This window comes from Mechercharimyces mesophilus (assembly GCF_059818345.1).
The window spans coordinates 154,275-171,493 of the sequence record NZ_JCBAPH010000002.1; the positions used below are offsets into that span (position 1 = coordinate 154,275).

General features: G+C 45.3%; 14 protein-coding genes. All 14 read right to left on the bottom strand.

Annotated elements, in window-relative coordinates:
• Nucleotides 1-6: 6 nt before the first annotated feature.
• Nucleotides 7-1,851 carry a tetratricopeptide repeat-containing glycosyltransferase family 2 protein gene (locus AC6RGY_RS08440; RefSeq protein WP_499861753.1) on the bottom strand — a complete coding sequence of 615 codons (1,845 nt, stop codon included), beginning with the start codon at nt 1,849-1,851 and terminating at the stop codon, nt 7-9.
• 160 nt (nt 1,852-2,011) lie between these two features.
• A complete protein-coding gene (locus AC6RGY_RS08445; protein ID WP_499861755.1) occupies nt 2,012-2,632 on the bottom strand; it encodes a TetR/AcrR family transcriptional regulator in 621 nt (206 codons plus the stop codon).
• A 114-nt stretch (nt 2,633-2,746) separates the two neighbouring features.
• Nucleotides 2,747-3,241, bottom strand: coding sequence for an acyltransferase (locus AC6RGY_RS08450; RefSeq protein WP_499861757.1), 495 nt, complete (start codon nt 3,239-3,241; stop codon nt 2,747-2,749).
• Entirely contained in the window at nt 3,238-3,885 is a 648-nt protein-coding gene (gene ppaX, locus AC6RGY_RS08455) for a pyrophosphatase PpaX (protein ID WP_499861759.1), read from the bottom strand. Before ppaX ends, AC6RGY_RS08450 begins: the two co-directional genes overlap by 4 nt.
• Before the next feature lie 17 nt (nt 3,886-3,902).
• The gene (gene lgt, locus AC6RGY_RS08460; protein ID WP_499861762.1) at nt 3,903-4,829 is read right to left on the bottom strand and encodes a prolipoprotein diacylglyceryl transferase; all 927 of its coding nucleotides are present in this window, start codon (nt 4,827-4,829) and stop codon (nt 3,903-3,905) included.
• A gap of 76 nt (nt 4,830-4,905) precedes the next feature.
• Entirely contained in the window at nt 4,906-5,841 is a 936-nt protein-coding gene (hprK, locus tag AC6RGY_RS08465; protein WP_499861765.1) for an HPr(Ser) kinase/phosphatase, read from the bottom strand.
• A 72-nt stretch (nt 5,842-5,913) separates the two neighbouring features.
• Nucleotides 5,914-6,264: a phage holin family protein gene (locus AC6RGY_RS08470; protein WP_499861767.1), complete on the bottom strand. Its 351-nt coding sequence runs from the start codon at nt 6,262-6,264 to the stop codon at nt 5,914-5,916.
• A gap of 56 nt (nt 6,265-6,320) precedes the next feature.
• On the bottom strand, nt 6,321-9,191 hold the full coding sequence (gene uvrA / locus AC6RGY_RS08475; protein WP_499861770.1) for an excinuclease ABC subunit UvrA: 2,871 nt from the start codon (nt 9,189-9,191) through the stop codon (nt 6,321-6,323).
• Nucleotides 9,192-9,195: 4 nt separating this feature from the next.
• The gene (gene uvrB / locus AC6RGY_RS08480) at nt 9,196-11,175 is read right to left on the bottom strand and encodes an excinuclease ABC subunit UvrB (protein WP_499861772.1); all 1,980 of its coding nucleotides are present in this window, start codon (nt 11,173-11,175) and stop codon (nt 9,196-9,198) included.
• A 668-nt stretch (nt 11,176-11,843) separates the two neighbouring features.
• On the bottom strand, nt 11,844-13,286 hold the full coding sequence (locus AC6RGY_RS08485; protein WP_499861774.1) for a S41 family peptidase: 1,443 nt from the start codon (nt 13,284-13,286) through the stop codon (nt 11,844-11,846).
• A 190-nt stretch (nt 13,287-13,476) separates the two neighbouring features.
• Entirely contained in the window at nt 13,477-14,589 is a 1,113-nt protein-coding gene (locus AC6RGY_RS08490) for a murein hydrolase activator EnvC family protein (RefSeq protein ID WP_499861777.1), read from the bottom strand.
• Between the two features lie 89 nt (nt 14,590-14,678).
• A complete protein-coding gene (ftsX, locus tag AC6RGY_RS08495; protein ID WP_499861779.1) occupies nt 14,679-15,581 on the bottom strand; it encodes a permease-like cell division protein FtsX in 903 nt (300 codons plus the stop codon).
• Entirely contained in the window at nt 15,571-16,257 is a 687-nt protein-coding gene (gene ftsE / locus AC6RGY_RS08500) for a cell division ATP-binding protein FtsE (RefSeq protein WP_499861781.1), read from the bottom strand. Before ftsE ends, ftsX begins: the two co-directional genes overlap by 11 nt.
• Before the next feature lie 548 nt (nt 16,258-16,805).
• Nucleotides 16,806-17,132, bottom strand: a complete 327-nt coding sequence (locus AC6RGY_RS08505; protein WP_499861783.1) for a c-type cytochrome — start codon at nt 17,130-17,132, stop codon at nt 16,806-16,808.
• Nucleotides 17,133-17,219: the final 87 nt, after the last annotated feature.

Below are 17,219 nucleotides of genomic sequence, written 5' to 3' on the forward strand. Positions count from 1 at the left end.
GAGGTTCTAGCAGGAGGGAGGTACATGTGAAGATATGCCTGCTTTCTCTAGCGCTTTTTTATTATTCTTAATTTGTGGATGATCCGGATTCCATTCGTAAGCGCGATCAAAATAAGATTTAGCCAACTCTACATTCCCTTGTTTATAATGGAGAATCCCTAGCTGTAGAGCCGGATACCATGTCCATAAATTCTCCTCCACATTGGCATACGGATTGGCAGGACGCGGTACCTGCAAAGCGGTTTGAAACCAAAAGAGTGCTTGCTCATTTTCTTCGTTATCCATAGCTAATTCCCCAAGGTAGCAACATGCTTCTGCCCGTGGCCGATCGTATGAAAAGGATCTCACCACATAGTGTCTCACTGCTTCCCATTCATGCAAACGACCATAACACTCCGCCAATCGGAGGCAGGCGGCAATGCTATCTTCTTCTGGACCATACAAACTTAAATAGTGTTTAAATGCACTTATCGCTTCTTCATAATGGTGATGTGATTTTAATTCGTTCCCATAGTAATACCAATCTCTTTGTGGAAGACTGCCCCTCTTGGCTAGCTGTTTCTGATAGATTCCCAGATTTCGTTTACTCATCTCTTTTTCTTTTTCATGCACAATCATAATGTCACTGTGAATACACTTTCCGTTGACGCGTACGTATTCATGAACATAACCTTCCCAATAAAACCCTTTCGCACGTCGCAATAGACGATTGCGTCGAATCACGGTGTAGGGTGTCGAGCGATAGAGCATGCTGACACTATCAATTGTCGGGTCCATCTCCTCTTTTAAGGTTAAGAGACGTTTGCGACCGTCCTCCGTTAAAACATCATCTGCATCTACCCATAGGATGTACTCTTGGGTCGCTTTTTGAAAAGCAGCATTGCGTGCGGCAGAAAAATCATCGATCCATTCAAAGTCGTATACTTTATCCGTAAATTGGCGCGCAATTTCTTTCGTGCGATCCGTTGAACCCGTATCTACAATAATCCATTCATCTGGTATTCCCATTAGTGATTGAAGGCATCGCTTTAAAACCTGCTCTTCATTTTTAACAATCATACACAAACTAATCGTAACGGAGCGTTTATGGATGACTGTTGGTTGTTGGTTTTCTTGTTTAAAAGAAGGGATTTGTTGTAATTGCGCTAGTCGTTGCAAGTGGAGTAAGGGGAGGCGCGTATCCACATGGAGGGAAAAATGAAGACTTTGAGCATGCAAGCAAAAGAGGGACTCTTCTCCCTGTTGCCATTCTGCCCTCTCATGATAAAAACAGACTTTTGCTTCAAGTACTTCTCGCTGGAGTAAAAAGCATCCCTTCACCTCTGTCGCTTCATAAATCCCAGGTCGTTTGAGCAAATCATCTGCTTCATGAAGCTGGTTTTGACCTTTCAACCACGCCTGAGCAATGGGTAAGGAGGACAAGTCGCTTTCGATCCAAAAGAGGGGGGAGATGATTTTTTTTCCTGTTCCGATTAATTCGATTAAGAGCTGTGTTGGAAAAATAAAATTGGTGTGAGAGAGGAAAAGATAATCAAACCCTTCTACGCGAGCATATTGGAGCAAACGATCTTTTAGACGAGCCGTTCTTTTTCGTTCTTCTCTCTGACTTATATGGGTGTAGAGGAGACGACCGTATGAAAGGGGGACCGGTTGTATTAGTTGAAGAGGGCAATCCGCTTTTCGTTCACTCATTTTCAAGACACGTTGTGCATCCAGTTCAATATTATCATCGATGAAAAGGTATTCGCACATCAATCCTGCCTTCTCCAATTCAAACAATGATTGCAAATACTCCTGCAAGACTTCCGCTTGTTGACGCACCACTGCAGCAATTAATACTTTTGTCTGCATCGTTATTCTTCCTCCCTTCATCCAACAGGGTTTCAATGCCCCATTGTATGAGGGAACAAGTGGAGGTATGCAATGCATTCATCGAAAAAAAGAAATCCCTTGCCCCGTTACCCACAGCGCAAGAAAAGCACTCACAGCGTTTTTTCTTAGAGGGCTTCCTTTACTTGGAGATTCCATTCCCCTCTTTCACCAATCCATAAAGCACACCATCAACAAGCTGATCCATATGGTGAATCAGATACTCTTTTTCCATGCCAAGTGAGCCAAGCAAGACACTAATATACAGGTTTTCTGCTATTTCAGGGTTCATGGGTCGCAATTCTCCAGATTCGATTCCCTGATGAATCAATCTTCGTACAGGTTCCCACATCCCTTGATCATACTTTTGTGTTACCCAGTCTTCTCTGTCGGGAAAAAGCCGTCCTAAGTCTTGCGAAATCGTTTGATGGAAGTGAACAACATCTGGATGTTCGACAGCCATCTGCCCTATTTCACGTAAATAGGCACCTAATTTATCGGCGACCGAACCGTTCATCTCTAATATAGGGAGGGAGCGCTCCTTCCATAAGGCGATGCGGTAGTCTACTAGCTCCAAGAATAAGTTTTGTTTGTTTTTAAAGTAATAGTAAATCAAGCCACGACCCAGACCCGCTTCCTCCGCGATCTTACCCATCTCGGTATTAGAAAATCCCCACTCGCGATACACACGCATGGCCGCCTCTAGGATCTGAACCTTTCTGTTCGAGCGTATCTTTTTATTTTGCTCTGGTGACCGAGGCATCCCTTCCCCACCTTTCCATGGTTTCCTGTATAACCTTTTTATCTCTCATTTTATATTTAACCTACTTCAGAATCAAATGCCGCCTAGCGACTGCTTGCGCGCGTGACACAAAAACTACTGCTGAGGCTTGTTTTTCCGTATCACACGAATGGGGTTTCCTGCAACAAATGTATGCGGAGGGACATCACGATTGACAAGTGAGCCCGCTCCAATCACCGCATGATCACCAATTGTGACGCCTGGTAAGATGGTACTATTGGCACCAATCATCACTTCATCACCAATTACAACATCGCCAAGGCGGTACTCATCAATGAGATATTCATGCGTTAAAATCGTTGTTTGATAACCAATAACCGTATTCTTGCCAATCGAAATGCGCTCAGGGTAGAGCACATCCATCATCACCATCAAGGCCACCGCAGTCTGATCGCCTATCTGCATGCCTAAAAACTTTCGATACAGCGTGTTTTTCAAGCGAAGAGATGGAGTGAAACGAGCGATCAAGTTGACCAATACATTTCGAAACAATTTCCAGAAGGGAAACAATCGATACATTTGCCATAAGGAGTTACTATTCTCTACAGGATAACGCTCGGTGTTTCTCACTCCGACTCCCCCCTCAAAGTATCCACGATCTGAACTAACTCTCGTGCGTCATCGATAACGAAATCGGGCTGATAAGCCTTGATGTCATGTAAGCTCCAGGATACTCCGACAGCTTGTACACCTGCTCGCTTTGCGGCCTCAATATCCGCCCGACTATCTCCAACCATGATGGCTCGTTGTGGCTCCACTCCTAAGCGCTCAAGTGCCAAATGAAGGGGTGCTGGATCTGGCTTCGCCCACTCCGCATCTCCCAGATAAACCGCTGTAGTAAAATGTTGATCCAGATTAAATAGGCGAATTCCCTTTTCAGCGGAAGTACGGTGTTTGTTTGTTACCACGGCCAATTGAATCCCTTGTTGCACCAGTGTAGATACCACTTCTTCCATGTGAGGAAAGAGGGTCACCATCTCATCATGACGATCCAAGTTATAGGCTCGGTATGTCTCCACCATGGCGTCGGCTTGACTCTCATCAAAGCGGTTCATCTGCTCATACAGGGGCTCTCCCATATGAGCGAGAATTTCCTCTTCCTTTATGTCATCCAGGCCGTGCTTGGCTAATGTATAACGAAAAGAAGAGAGAATAAGATCATTGGTATTAATTAATGTTCCATCCAAGTCGAATAATATGGCCTCTACTAACAATCCTTTTCCTCCTCAATTTAACCTTGAGTGCTTTCCTCTGATGATGGCTGAGCCTCTTTCTCTCGATAGGAAGCCACTTCTTTTCCCTTCCATCTTCTCACGATAATGATCACCAAACCGGTGATGACAAGCATGAGACTCATCAATTGCGCAATGCGAATATTGCCTCCTGATACTGCTCCAGCTTCAAAGAGGGCTTTCATCGGGAGCCATAATACTTCCATTCCTTTTTCCAGCCAATCTGGCCCCGTAAAAGCCAAACTGTCTGTCCGCAAGCCTTCGATAAAGAAACGACCCAACGAATACCAGATGATGTAGCTGAGAAAGATTTCTCCACGTTTTGGGTTATAATAGCGAATAGCGAGCAAAAGCACAAACCCAAGAAGGTTCCAGAGAGATTCATATAAAAAGGTTGGGTGAAAGTAGGTCCCCTGAATATTCATCTGCTCTATAATCCAGCCTGGTAAGTGAAGGCCCTCCAAGAAAGAGCGACTCACTTCGGAACCATGGGCCTCTTGGTTCATAAAATTGCCCCAACGTCCAATGGCTTGTCCCAAAATAATACTAGGAGCAACAATATCAGCCACCTGCAAGAAAGGAATGCCCTTCCGGCGCACAAACCAATAACCAGCGAGCACAGCTCCAATCAATCCTCCATGAATGGCCAAACCTCCTTCCCAGACAGCAATGATCTTCCAAGGTTCTTGTGCGTACCACTCCCACTGGAAAAGAACATAATAAAGACGTGCTCCCACAATGGCGGCTGGGAGTACCCAAATCATCATATCGAGAAAAAGATCGGATTCAATACCATGCTTTCTACCCTCACGTGTCGCTAACCATAACCCGACGAGAGCCGCTGTTCCTAAGATAATACCGTACCAGTGAACTTGAATCGGCCCCAGCGAAAAAGCGACGGGGTCCAGCGCTAGTAAATAGTACAATAAATTCGCCTCCATTCTCACTTTTTATTCTTTCATCTTACATGATCAGAGGGTGAAAAGAAACGTTCGACCATTACTAGTCCCAATCGTCATGATCATCTAACGCTTCTCCTAATTTCGAAGTGAAATCATGGGCAGCATCAAAGCCCATCCGTTTCAAACGAAAATTCATGGCTGCCACTTCAATAATGACCGCCAGGTTACGGCCGGGTCTTACTGGTATCGTGAGTTGTGGCAACGTTGTATCAATAATGGGGATACGTTCTTCATCCAAGCCAAGCCGATCATAGGATCGCTTTTCTTCCCATAGTTCGAGTCGCATCGCCAACGAGACTTTTTTGTGATCCCGCACGGCCCCCGCCCCAAATAGGGTCATCACGTTGATGATCCCTACACCACGAATTTCCAGAAGATGACGGATGAGCTCAGGCGCACTCCCAATCAACGTTTCTTCCTCGGTTTGCCTTAACTCGACGGCATCATCAGCGATTAATCGATGCCCTCGTTTCACTAATTCCAGCGCGGTTTCACTCTTACCGATCCCACTTGCGCCAAAAATTAAGACCCCTACTCCATAGATATCCACCAATACACCATGCATGGTAGTACGTGGCGCTAAACGTTTTTCTAAAAAGTTGGTTACCTTGCTACCAAATTTAGTGGATGCAAGAGGAGTTCGTAAAAGAGGAATCCCTTTCTCCTCTACCGCATCCAACAATTCTATCGGAACATCCAATCCACGTGTTATGCAAATACAAGGAGTCTTCTCTTGACATAATCGTTCCAGGCGCTCCCGACGAACGCCTGCGGACAATTGACTTGCATATGTGAGTTCCGTTCGCCCCATCATCTGCAATCGCTCCGAGGGATAATAAGTAAAAAATCCTGACATCTCTATGGCTGGTCGATATAGGTCACTTACCGTTAATTCACGCTCCAACCCTGCATGACCTCGTACAATCTCCAAATCAAACTGATGCACGAGTTCCTTCACCGTTACCTGTGGGTTCATGCTCACCCCTCCACTCGATGATGAAAAAAAGGCGACTTCGCGGTCGCCCTTGTGAAAATTTCACGGTAAACATTAATCAGCAATCCGACTCCAAATGCCTTCCAACAACCATGCGATCAAGCTAACCACAATAGACCCTAGCAGGGCAGCAAAGAAGCCATCCACTTCAAAACCGCTTACCAATGCCCCTGTTAACCAAAAGAGTAAAGCATTGATCACTAATGAAAAGAGTCCAAGCGTCAGAATGGTAATGGGTAAAGTAAGCAACTTGATGATCGGGCGAATGAAGACGTTAATTAAACCCAAAACAATAGCCACCAAAATAGCTGTACCATACCCTTCCACTTCGATTCCAGGAATCAACGTTGATGCCAACAAAACAGAAAGTCCATACAAAAGTAGCTTTACTATCCAACCGAGCATATTTCCCTCTCCCTTCCTCTCTAAATATAAATCGTATAAAAGTGAAACATTCCTTTCTATTCTACCACTTGCTCCACCTGATTCAACCATTTGTCCATTCGCTTTCGATCACGTTGCAGCACCTGTTGCAGGAAATAGCCGGTATGTGATTCTTCAACGGTTGCCACTTCTTCAGGCGTTCCACTAGCAACCAAAGAACCACCACCATCGCCCCCTTCAGGGCCAAGATCAACAATGTAATCCGATGTTTTAATGACATCTAAATTATGCTCGATCACCAAAACAGAGTCACCATTATCCACCAATCGAGTGAGCACACGTAGGAGACGCGCTACATCTTCCATGTGTAAACCAGTCGTCGGTTCATCCAAGATATAAAGGGTACGTCCTCGACTCCTTTTGTACAGTTCGGAAGCTAGCTTCACTCGTTGCGCTTCCCCACCTGACAAGGTAGTGGCAGGTTGTCCCAAGCGTACATATCCCAAACCAACGTCATAGAGGGTATCTAGCTTTCGCTTAATCCGGGGAATGTTCTTAAAGAAGGTACACCCATCTTCCACTGTCATTTCCAATATATCCGAGATGGTTTTTCCTTTGTACTGAATCTCCAAGGTTTCACGATTATACCGCTTGCCCTCACACTCTTCACACGGAACATATACATCGGGAAGGAAATGCATCTCGATTTTGATGATACCGTCCCCGCGACACGCTTCACAACGCCCTCCTTTCACATTAAAGCTAAAGCGTCCTTTCTTGTATCCGCGCACTTTGGCTTCAGGGACGGTAGCAAACACATCACGAATATCGTCAAACACACCTGTATACGTAGCAGGATTGGACCGTGGCGTACGCCCGATTGGGGATTGATCGATATCAATCACTTTTTTCAAGCTGTCCGTCCCAGTTAAACTTTGATGGGAACCTGGCACTACTTTACTTTTATTTAATTCGCGCGCCAATGCTTTGTGTAGTACTTCATTAACCAAGGTACTTTTCCCAGACCCGGAAACACCCGTCACGCAGGTTAATACACCTAAGGGAATCTCTACATTCAACTTTTGCAGATTATTCTCGTCTGCACCCTTCAACTTGAGCCAATGTTCATTTGGTGCTCGTCGCTCTGTGGGAAGGGGGATCATTTTGCGGCCACTCAAATATTGACCTGTAAGTGAATGCTCATCTTTCATAATTGCCGCAGGGGTACCCGCTGCCACAATCTCACCACCGTGAATTCCTGCTCCTGGTCCGATGTCGATCAAGTAGTCGGCAGCCAACATCGTATCCTCATCGTGCTCAACCACGATGAGCGTATTACCCAGATTGCGCATGCGCTTCAAGGTTTCAATCAGCCGATTATTATCTCGCTGATGAAGCCCAATACTGGGTTCATCTAAGATATATAAGACGCCCATCAAACTAGAGCCCACTTGTGTGGCCAATCGAATCCGTTGCGCTTCGCCACCCGATAACGTTCCTGCAGAACGGTTTAACGTAAGATAGTCCAAACCAACATTAACTAGAAAACCGAGACGCTCACGAATTTCTTTTAACACCTGACTCGCGATGGTCATATCCTTTTTACTCAGTTGCATTCCCTCAAACAACGCCAATGCTTCCCGAATGGAAAGCCGCGTTACATGGTCAATGTTATTGCCACTTACTTTCACGTGAAGGCACTCTTCTCGTAGACGAGCTCCTTTACATTTCGGACAAGCCTTTGTCGTCATATACGACTCAATTTGATCGCGCACCGCATCCGAAGTGGTCTCATGATAGCGCCGCGCCAAGTTATTGACGACACCCCCATATTGTGTGAGGGTCTCCCGTACATGGCCCAAATCACTTGTGTAACGGAAAGGAATACGCTCCTTACTTCCAAACAGCAGACTATCTTGCTCTTTCTTGGTCAACTTCTGAAAAGGCACATCCTGATCGATACCAAAGTGGGAACAAACAGATTCTAGTAATTGCCTGTAGTAATTGGAGGTCGCACTCGACCAAGGCTCGATCGCTCCTTCTCGCAAACTACGGGATTGATCCGGAACAACCAGTTGCGGATCTACTTCCTGCCGACTTCCCAAGCCATCACAGGAGGGACAAGCACCAAACGGACTGTTAAACGAAAACATCCGTGGAGAAAGTTCATCGATGCTAAAGCCACATTCAGGACAAGCCAAGTTCTGGCTAAACAATAATTCTTCCTTACCGATGACATCAATGAGGACGTTTCCATCTGCAAGTGAGAGTGCCGTTTCCAGCGAGTCCGTCAGACGTGCTTCCATTCCCTCCTTTACCACCAAACGATCCACAATCACTTCAATGGTATGCTTCTTATTCTTCTCCAATTGAATCTCATCGCCAAGCTCCTGCATTTCGCCATCGATGCGTACACGCACATACCCTTGCTGATGAATTTCCGCCAGGGTCTTCGCATGCGTCCCCTTCCGCCCACGAACCAGTGGGGCCAACACTTGAATCCTCGTCCGTTCGGGTAGTTGCAATAGATGATCCGTCATCTGCTGAACCGTTTGTGCTGCGATCTCAATACCGTGTGTCGGACAATATGCCTGCCCCACTCGTGCATACAACAAACGAAGATAATCATAAATCTCCGTCACGGTTCCAACAGTGGAGCGTGGATTGCGACTCGTCGTCTTCTGATCGATCGAAATAGCCGGCGATAAGCCATCGATACTATCGACATCTGGCTTATCCATTTGACCGAGGAACTGACGAGCGTAGGCAGACAGAGATTCCACATATCGCCTTTGTCCCTCCGCATAGATCGTATCAAACGCCAATGAAGATTTCCCTGAACCAGAGAGTCCCGTGAGAACGACAAATTGGTCACGGGGAATGGTGACGTCTATTTCTTTCAGATTATGAACACGTGCTCCTCGAATGACAATATGATTTTGCGACATATCATTAGGCTCCTTCTGCTTTCAGCTCGATAATCATATCGCGTAATTGTGCCGCTCGTTCGAAATCCAATTCCTTGGCTGCCTCTTTCATCTCTTTTTCCATCTTGGCAATAAAGGCTTTGCGTTCTTTTGCCCCCATCGCCTTCACATCTTCTTTCACTCCATATGCTTCTGCTTCTTCCGCTACTTTGGTTGCTTCAATCACTTCACGCACTGCTTTTTTCACCGTTTGCGGAACAATTCCATGCTTTTCATTGTACGCCACCTGGATGGCTCGGCGCCGTTCCGTTTCGTCGATCGCCTTCTGCATCGACTTCGTCATGTTATCAGCGTACATGACGACTTCACCGCGGGCATTACGGGCCGCACGACCAATGGTTTGTACAAGCGATCGTTCCGCACGTAAAAAGCCTTCTTTATCCGCATCCAGTATGGCTACTAATGAAACTTCCGGTAAGTCTAAGCCTTCACGTAACAGGTTGATCCCGATCAACACATCAAACTCACCCAAGCGTAAATCACGCAGAATCTGCATCCGTTCGAACGTCTTAATATCAGAATGCAGATAACGAACACGAATACCCACTTCTTTTAGGTAGTCCGTCAAGTCTTCTGACATCTTTTTTGTTAGTGTGGTCACCAACACCCGCTCATCACGCGTAATCCGTTCATTGATCTCTCCAATAAGATCATCAATCTGTCCTTGGATGGGACGCACAGAAATTTTGGGGTCAATTAAGCCTGTGGGACGAATAATTTGTTCTACCACATCAGGCGCATGCTCGATTTCATATGGACCCGGGGTAGCGGATACGGCAATCAGCTGAGAAACCCGCTCTTCAAACTCTTCAAATTTTAATGGCCGATTGTCCTTCGCCGATGGCAGACGAAAACCGTGTTCAACCAGAACATTTTTACGAGCGCGATCCCCATTATACATGGCACCTATCTGAGGAATGGTAATGTGTGATTCATCTACTACCATGATAAAATCATCAGGAAAATAGTCAATCAATGTAAAGGGAGGGTCCCCTTCTTTGTTGCCTACCAAATGACGAGAGTAGTTTTCAATGCCCGAACAGAAACCAACCTCGCGCATCATCTCCATGTCATAACGTGTGCGCTGTTCTAAGCGCTGCGCTTCTACCAATTTGTTCTCCGCATTCAGTTCCGCCAATCGTTCCTGCAGTTCGGTTTCGATATCTTTTAGCGCCCGTTGTAGTACGGACTCACGCGTCACATAGTGAGAAGCAGGAAAGACAGCTACATGGTCTCGGTCGCCTAAGATCTCTCCTGTAACGGTATCGATCTCACGAATCCGCTCAATCTCGTCACCAAAGAACTCTACCCGTACCGCCTGTTCACTGCGTGATACTGGGAAAATCTCGACGACGTCGCCACGTACGCGAAAGGTTCCGCGCACAAAGTTAATATCATTGCGTTCATATTGGATATCCACCAATTTACGCAAGATCTCATTTCGCTCTTTCTCCATTCCCACACGCAGGGATAACACTAAATCACGATATTCATTGGGTGAACCCAATCCATAAATACAAGAGACACTTGCAACCACAATCACGTCTTCGCGTTCAAACAACGCACTCGTAGCAGAGTGACGTAGCTTATCAATCTCATCATTGATCGAAGCATCTTTCTCGATAAAAGTATCTGACTGAGGCAAATACGCCTCTGGCTGATAATAATCATAGTAACTCACAAAGTATTCCACAGCGTTTTCTGGAAAAAACTCTTTTAGCTCTCCACATAATTGCGCTGCCAACGTTTTGTTTGGGGCAATAACCAAAGTTGGTTTTTTCACTTTGGAAATCGTTTGAGCAATGGTAAAGGTTTTGCCCGTACCCGTAGCTCCAAGCAACGTCTGCATACGCTTGCCTGATTCAATTCCTTCCACCAATTGGGTAATTGCTTTTGGCTGATCCCCTTGCGGTTGATATTCCGACACTAAATGAAATCGATCCATTCGTGATCACCCCACGCTTCTTCGATCTTCTTATTGATTATAACACAGGCAAATGCGGAAAACGAACACTTGTTTTCTAGTCTACTAAATTTCTCTTTCTTCTTTTCTCTCGATATTGCTCATTCGAAAGCCTTTTATGTCAAAAGAATAATCTAATGATCATGATTGCCTATTCATCGTCCTTACCTTCTTTTTCTCCTTATATTCTCTCTTCTACTCCTTTTATCAAAAATAATGCCTTCGAAGGCACCTCAGCCACCAGCAGGATTATGATCACACCTAAAAAATTTTTGTTACTTCAAATAGGGACTTGCGTGTTAATTTGCAAGATCTACATCATAAACCATCAGGTGATAATATACTGCATGGGAACGTCAGGTTCCCTCGTAGCCTGGTTGATGGCGGCGGCATCTCCTATCGCTGCCTGATCCACGGCTCAGAGTCTCTCAAGGAGAAACCGCTCGCCCATCTTCCAACCATTCTTAGGGTGAGCGAATTACTGTTTCACCAAGTGGGGACTTTCCTAGTAATCTGCCATGCCATGGTCTGCACCATATGTCAACGGATAAAAACAGACTACATAAGAGCATCAGGTTCTCTCGCCACTTCGAAATAAAGACAACCCCCTTTCTCAGTTGAGAAAGGGGGTTGTCTTGCATCTATGCAGGTCATTCTTTTGCTTGTTTTTTCAAGGTTTCAATTGCTGTTTGTAACTGTACATCGTTCTTTGGTTCCTTCAGATGTTCGATGAACTTCTCTTGGATCTTGGCTGCAGTTTGATCATCTACCACACCTGTCATATCAAGGTCATGTAGCTTTTGGAATGCTTTGACCGCTGTTTCGGTCTGCTCACTAAAGTACCCATCCACTCGATCTGGGGAGAATCCAAGAGCTTTTAAAATCATTTGCAAGTTCTTCACTTCGGTAGAAGCCATATCTTTCTTTAGTGGTTTTTCCGCCTGTGGAGGCACCGCTTGGTAGTAGTCCGGTCGCTCCACTTTAATATCCGGCTCCACTCCCTTTTCATGAATCCAGTTCCCGTTCGGTGTTAGCCACTTCGCAATCGTCAGTTTCAAATTACTGCCATCTTGGAAGTCCTTCGCAGTTTGTACGGTCCCTTTTCCATAAGACTTTTCACCAACAACAGGGTATCCACCTGACTCCTGCATGGCGGCTGCTAAAATCTCGGATGCGCTCGCGCTTCCCTTATCCGTCAAGATCGCAATCGGGTATTCTTTCTTCCCACTAAGACTAGAAACGCTCTTTTGCGATGCTCCTGTCTTGTCTTGTTTAATAACAATGGTCTCTTCCTCAGGTATCAATTGGCTAGCAATCTCCTCCACGACATTGAGCAAGCCACCTGGGTTTCCTCGAACATCAATCACCAATCCTTTAAGGCCTTGGCTCTCCAACTCCTTAAGTGATTTGGTAAAGTCCGTTCCCGTCTCATGAGCAAACTGAGTAATTTCGATTCGACCCACTTGACCAGACATCATCTCTGAGTGTATTGTCTCAATCGGGATTTCATCTCGGACAACCGTAACTTCCATCAATTCCGACTGTCCCGGGCGCATAATCGCCAGCTTCGCTTCGCTCCCCTTCGGACCACGGATTTTTTCCACGGATTCCCGCAAGTCTAATCCTTCCAGACTCTCACCATTCACTTTTAAAATTTGATCTTCTGGCCGCAAGCCCGCTTTTTCTGCTGGGGAGTCCTTAATCGGAGAAACGATGGTAACCAGTCCGTTCTTCATCGTTACTTCCGCGCCTATCCCCTCAAAAGAGGAGTCCAAACTGGAGTGAAATTGCTCCGCTGCTTCTTTGTTCATATACGCAGAAAAGGGATCTTCAAGTGAATCCACCATCCCTTGGATCGCTCCATCGATCAGCTGCTCTTGACTCACTTCACCAATGTACTGGGATTGAATCATCGAGTAAGCTTCGTTAAACTTCTGCTGCTTAGAAAGTTCCACATCTGCTTCTTGTCCTGTCGCCACATCGGCTACTCGGGCAATGAGACCTTGATCTCCAGCCAGCACGGCTGTCGTGAGACTGCTAAATAAAACAGCGACGACAACGATTAGGGAAACTGTTCGTCCACGTATATACATCTTCGACACCACCTTCACCAACTGTTCATCATATATATGACAGGCTTTCGCTAGATAGTCTTCTTTTTCCTTAAGCACACTCTAGCAAATGGACAACCGAAACACAAGGGACGGTGACCATGCCACTGGAATAAAAAGAAACGCCGAAAGGGAATCCACAGCGAGGGATAGTCCCTTTCGACCTCTTTTCTTAGTCAGGTTTTACATAACCTAAAGGATTGACGGGTACCCCGTTTTTTGAGACTTCGAAATGTAAGTGTGGGCCACTCGTTCTACCATTCATCCCCACTTGAGCAATCTGCTGTCCCGCATTTACCGTATCCCCTACGTTGACAGTAACGGTATTGGACCACATATGAGCGTAAAGTGTGGTCAAACCACCCCCGTGTGAGAGAATAACGACATAACCGTAACCAGACATCGGTTTCGTAGCAATCACTTTGCCTGACTTCGCTGCCAAGATGGGACTTCCAACCTCCCCATCAATGTCAAGGCCCTCATGATTGGGACGTGTTGGCGTACGATAGTTGGAATTGATCTCTTCCCCCGGCACGGGCCATACCCAACCGCTAGCGGAAGGAGTCCCCTGGTAATCATCTTTTGCCGTCTCTCGATCAATAATCGCCTGAATCTCTTCTTGTTCTTTTTCGTTCAGCTCTTCTAGATGTTCTTTTTCTTCTTTGATTTCGTTCAGTTCTTTTTCATGCTCTTGATAGAGAGACGTTAGATCTTTATATTTCTTATCCGATTCTTCTTTCTTTTCCTTATTGGCTTTCAACTGAGGTTTCAGTTCTTCGATTACCGTCGTCAGCTCTTCTTGATCAGCTTGGTATCCTTCAATTAATTTCTTGTCACTCTGCGAAAGAGCCTGCACTCCTTCTAATATAGCAAAAAATTCATTGAGACTGTCTGATTGCAAGAGCGTACGTAAGTAAAACATATCCCCTTTTTGATAAAGCCGCTGGATACGGTTTTTGTAAGCCTCTTTCTTTTTAAGAAGAGAAGATTCCAATAGCTCTTTCTTTTCTTGCTTCTTCTCAATTTCTTCTGACTGCTTGTGAATGGTTTCTTCTAGTTTTGACAGTTCCACCTTTTTTGCTTCCAAATCTTTCTTTACATCGTCTAGCTCTTCTTTCGCCGCTTCTTCTGCTTTTTCCTTTTCTTGAATATCTTTATCCCGATTTTTAATATCTTCTTTCTTTTCATCCACTGTCCCTTCCGCCTGGATCTGGGGAAGAGGGCCCATCAGCGAAAGCATAAGTACTGTTGTGAGAAATAAAACCACCGAGTTTCTCTTGATCACAAATCGCTCCTCCTCAAGTGTTTTTTCTTTATCTTTATGTTAAGAGGGTTGGAGGGGCTCTTCCACCCCTCTATCAACCTCTTATAGATTTACACGCGCAAGAAACGACGGATAGACATGACACTTCCCCACACTCCAATGAACGCTCCCAACAACAACGTGATGGAGGATACATAAAGTGCCAAGGGCCACATACCTAAGAGTTTAAATAAGCTAAACGAGGATGAGCCTACATCCAAGATATCGATCACTGCCGCGTAACTGATTAGCACAATCGCCAATGGGAAGATGGCACCAACCAGTCCGATGACGGCACCTTCGATTAAGAACGGCCAGCGAATAAACCAGTTACTTGCCCCTACTAAACGCATGATTTCAATTTCACTCCGCCGAGCAAATACGGTCAATTTAATCGTATTGGAAATAAGGAAGGCTGCTAGCACCGCCAAGCCGATACCAAAGAATAGAACGACGACGGACATCCATGAAGAGAATTTCAAGATTTGGTCCGAAACTCCCTGCCCATACTCGACTCCATCTGCTAACGGGAAGGTTTCTAGCTCTTTCGCTAGCTCAGGAGTTTTTTGTGGGTCCTTCGGCACAATTTGAAAGAGATCCGGTAAAGGATTCTCTCCTTCCTCCAGTCCCTCTAAGAGCTCAGAATCTTCTCCGCCCAGTTTTCCTTTAAATTCTCTCAATCCTTCTTCCTTTGAGGTGAAAATAACCTCTTCTATATCCGATCTTTCCTTGAGTTGCTTCTGCATGTCTTCGATCGCATCATCGGTTGCTTCTGCACGTAAAGCCACACGAATAGACATCTGTTCATCCAATTCTTCTGCTAAATAAAGAATGTTAAATCCAAATAAGAGGAAAATACCAAATATAAGAAGAGTGACACCTACTGCGCTCGTTGCAGCAAATGACATCCATGTGTTCCGTTTTAAACTCTTAAATGCCTCTTTAAAATGGCGAGAGATGACATTAATTTTCATAGAGATATTCCCCCTGCTCTTGATCGCGCACGATCGTCCCACGCTCCACTTGAAGGACTCGTTTTCTCATATTGTTCACGATCTCTTTATCATGCGTCGCCATCACAACTGTTGTCCCACGCGCGTTGATCTCTTCAAGCAGGTACATAATATCCCACGAGTTTTCAGGGTCTAAGTTTCCCGTAGGCTCGTCCGCGATGATGAAGTTTGGGTTATTTACAATCGCACGTGCAATGGACACGCGCTGTTGCTCACCACCGGAGAGCTGACGCGGATAGGAATGCATCCGATCATGAAGTCCCACTAGTTCCAGTACCTCCTGGACACGACGCTGAATTTTGCGGGGTGTTTCTTCAATTGCCTCCATGGCAAACGCAACATTCTCATACGCAGTCATATTGGGTAATAATTTATAATCCTGAAAGATGATACCGATTGTCCGTCGTAAATAAGGAATCTTCCAATCTCGTACACGCTTCACGTTTACACCATTGATTAGGATAATGCCACTCGTTGGCTTCTCCTCTCGGTACATCAATTTAATAAACGTACTTTTTCCCGCCCCACTCGGGCCAACAACATACACAAATTCGCCTTGTTCAATTTTAACATCCACGCTTCGTAGCGCTTCCACACCATTGTTATACACTTTACTTACATCGTGCATCTCAATCATATCATCAACCTCCACCCGTCCAACTATATTTATAGTAAAAGATATGAAAAAGGAACCTCTTTCATAGCAAAATAGATATCGTGAAGCTCATACCTCACATCAGGAAGAGCATAGTATAAAACATTGCCAAACTTGCATTACTATTATATCATGTCAAAAGTGGATTTCCCAATATAATTAACGGAAAATGTCGATAATCTGACAGGTAGCTACATTCTTTCCGATACAACGCTTCATCCCTGGACGATTCTTGCCCCTATCCAAGTCCCTCTAATGTTTCCTGCTTTTCGCCGTTCTCCATCCTCAAATCCCTATCGGTGTAGGAGGCCTAGTTGTAACTATTCAACGAGAATAAAGCATGTCGAGTTTCATGTAATTCCACATCCCAGGTGACGATCACTTCCTGAACGTAGCCCCCTTAAATAAATGATAAATGTTAAGAACAAAAAAGAAAACCAATCGATAGCGGCAATCCTGTCTCGCATCAAAAGAGGGACAGCTCTGAAAGTTATCTAGCCACTTGCAGGGTTGTCCCTCTCTCTATTTCATTACTTTGTTTCTTCAACAAGCCATTTCGCCAGCAATTCGCGATCAGAAGCATTCACCTGCTTCTGTGCTGGCATCTGCCCAATTCCCTCTTCTATCACTTTGATTACATCCTCTTCGTTATAGGTTAATCCTACATTCTGTAAGCTCGGTCCAAATCCACCACCGAAACTTCTCCCATGACAAGAGGCACAATTATTTAAGTAAACTTCCTTAGCTGGATCCACCGCTTCTTTGTCTCCATTTTCAGATGCTGTTTCACTGCCACATCCTGCGAGCAAAGAAACCAACAAGACAAACCCCAGTAATCCACTCCAACCCTTACGCATTCCAATCACCGACCCTTTCGATCAACCCTATTCTATAAATCAAGCCATGGATGGTGTCCATGTCAACCTGGACGTAGTAATCTGGTT

What these genes read in the sequence shown, in the direction of transcription:
- AC6RGY_RS08440 (WP_499861753.1), bottom strand. Translation starts at nt 1,851, where the DNA reads ATGCAGACAAAAGTATTAATTGCTGCAGTGGTGCGTCAACAAGCGGAA.
- AC6RGY_RS08445 (WP_499861755.1), bottom strand. Translation starts at nt 2,632, where the DNA reads ATGCCTCGGTCACCAGAGCAAAATAAAAAGATACGCTCGAACAGAAAG.
- hprK (WP_499861765.1), bottom strand. Translation starts at nt 5,841, where the DNA reads ATGAACCCACAGGTAACGGTGAAGGAACTCGTGCATCAGTTTGATTTG.
- AC6RGY_RS08470 (WP_499861767.1), bottom strand. Translation starts at nt 6,264, where the DNA reads ATGCTCGGTTGGATAGTAAAGCTACTTTTGTATGGACTTTCTGTTTTG.
- uvrA (WP_499861770.1), bottom strand. Translation starts at nt 9,191, where the DNA reads ATGTCGCAAAATCATATTGTCATTCGAGGAGCACGTGTTCATAATCTG.
- uvrB (WP_499861772.1), bottom strand. Translation starts at nt 11,175, where the DNA reads ATGGATCGATTTCATTTAGTGTCGGAATATCAACCGCAAGGGGATCAG.
- AC6RGY_RS08485 (WP_499861774.1), bottom strand. Translation starts at nt 13,286, where the DNA reads ATGTATATACGTGGACGAACAGTTTCCCTAATCGTTGTCGTCGCTGTT.
- ftsX (WP_499861779.1), bottom strand. Translation starts at nt 15,581, where the DNA reads ATGAAAATTAATGTCATCTCTCGCCATTTTAAAGAGGCATTTAAGAGT.
- ftsE (WP_499861781.1), bottom strand. Translation starts at nt 16,257, where the DNA reads ATGATTGAGATGCACGATGTAAGTAAAGTGTATAACAATGGTGTGGAA.
- AC6RGY_RS08505 (WP_499861783.1), bottom strand. Translation starts at nt 17,132, where the DNA reads ATGCGTAAGGGTTGGAGTGGATTACTGGGGTTTGTCTTGTTGGTTTCT.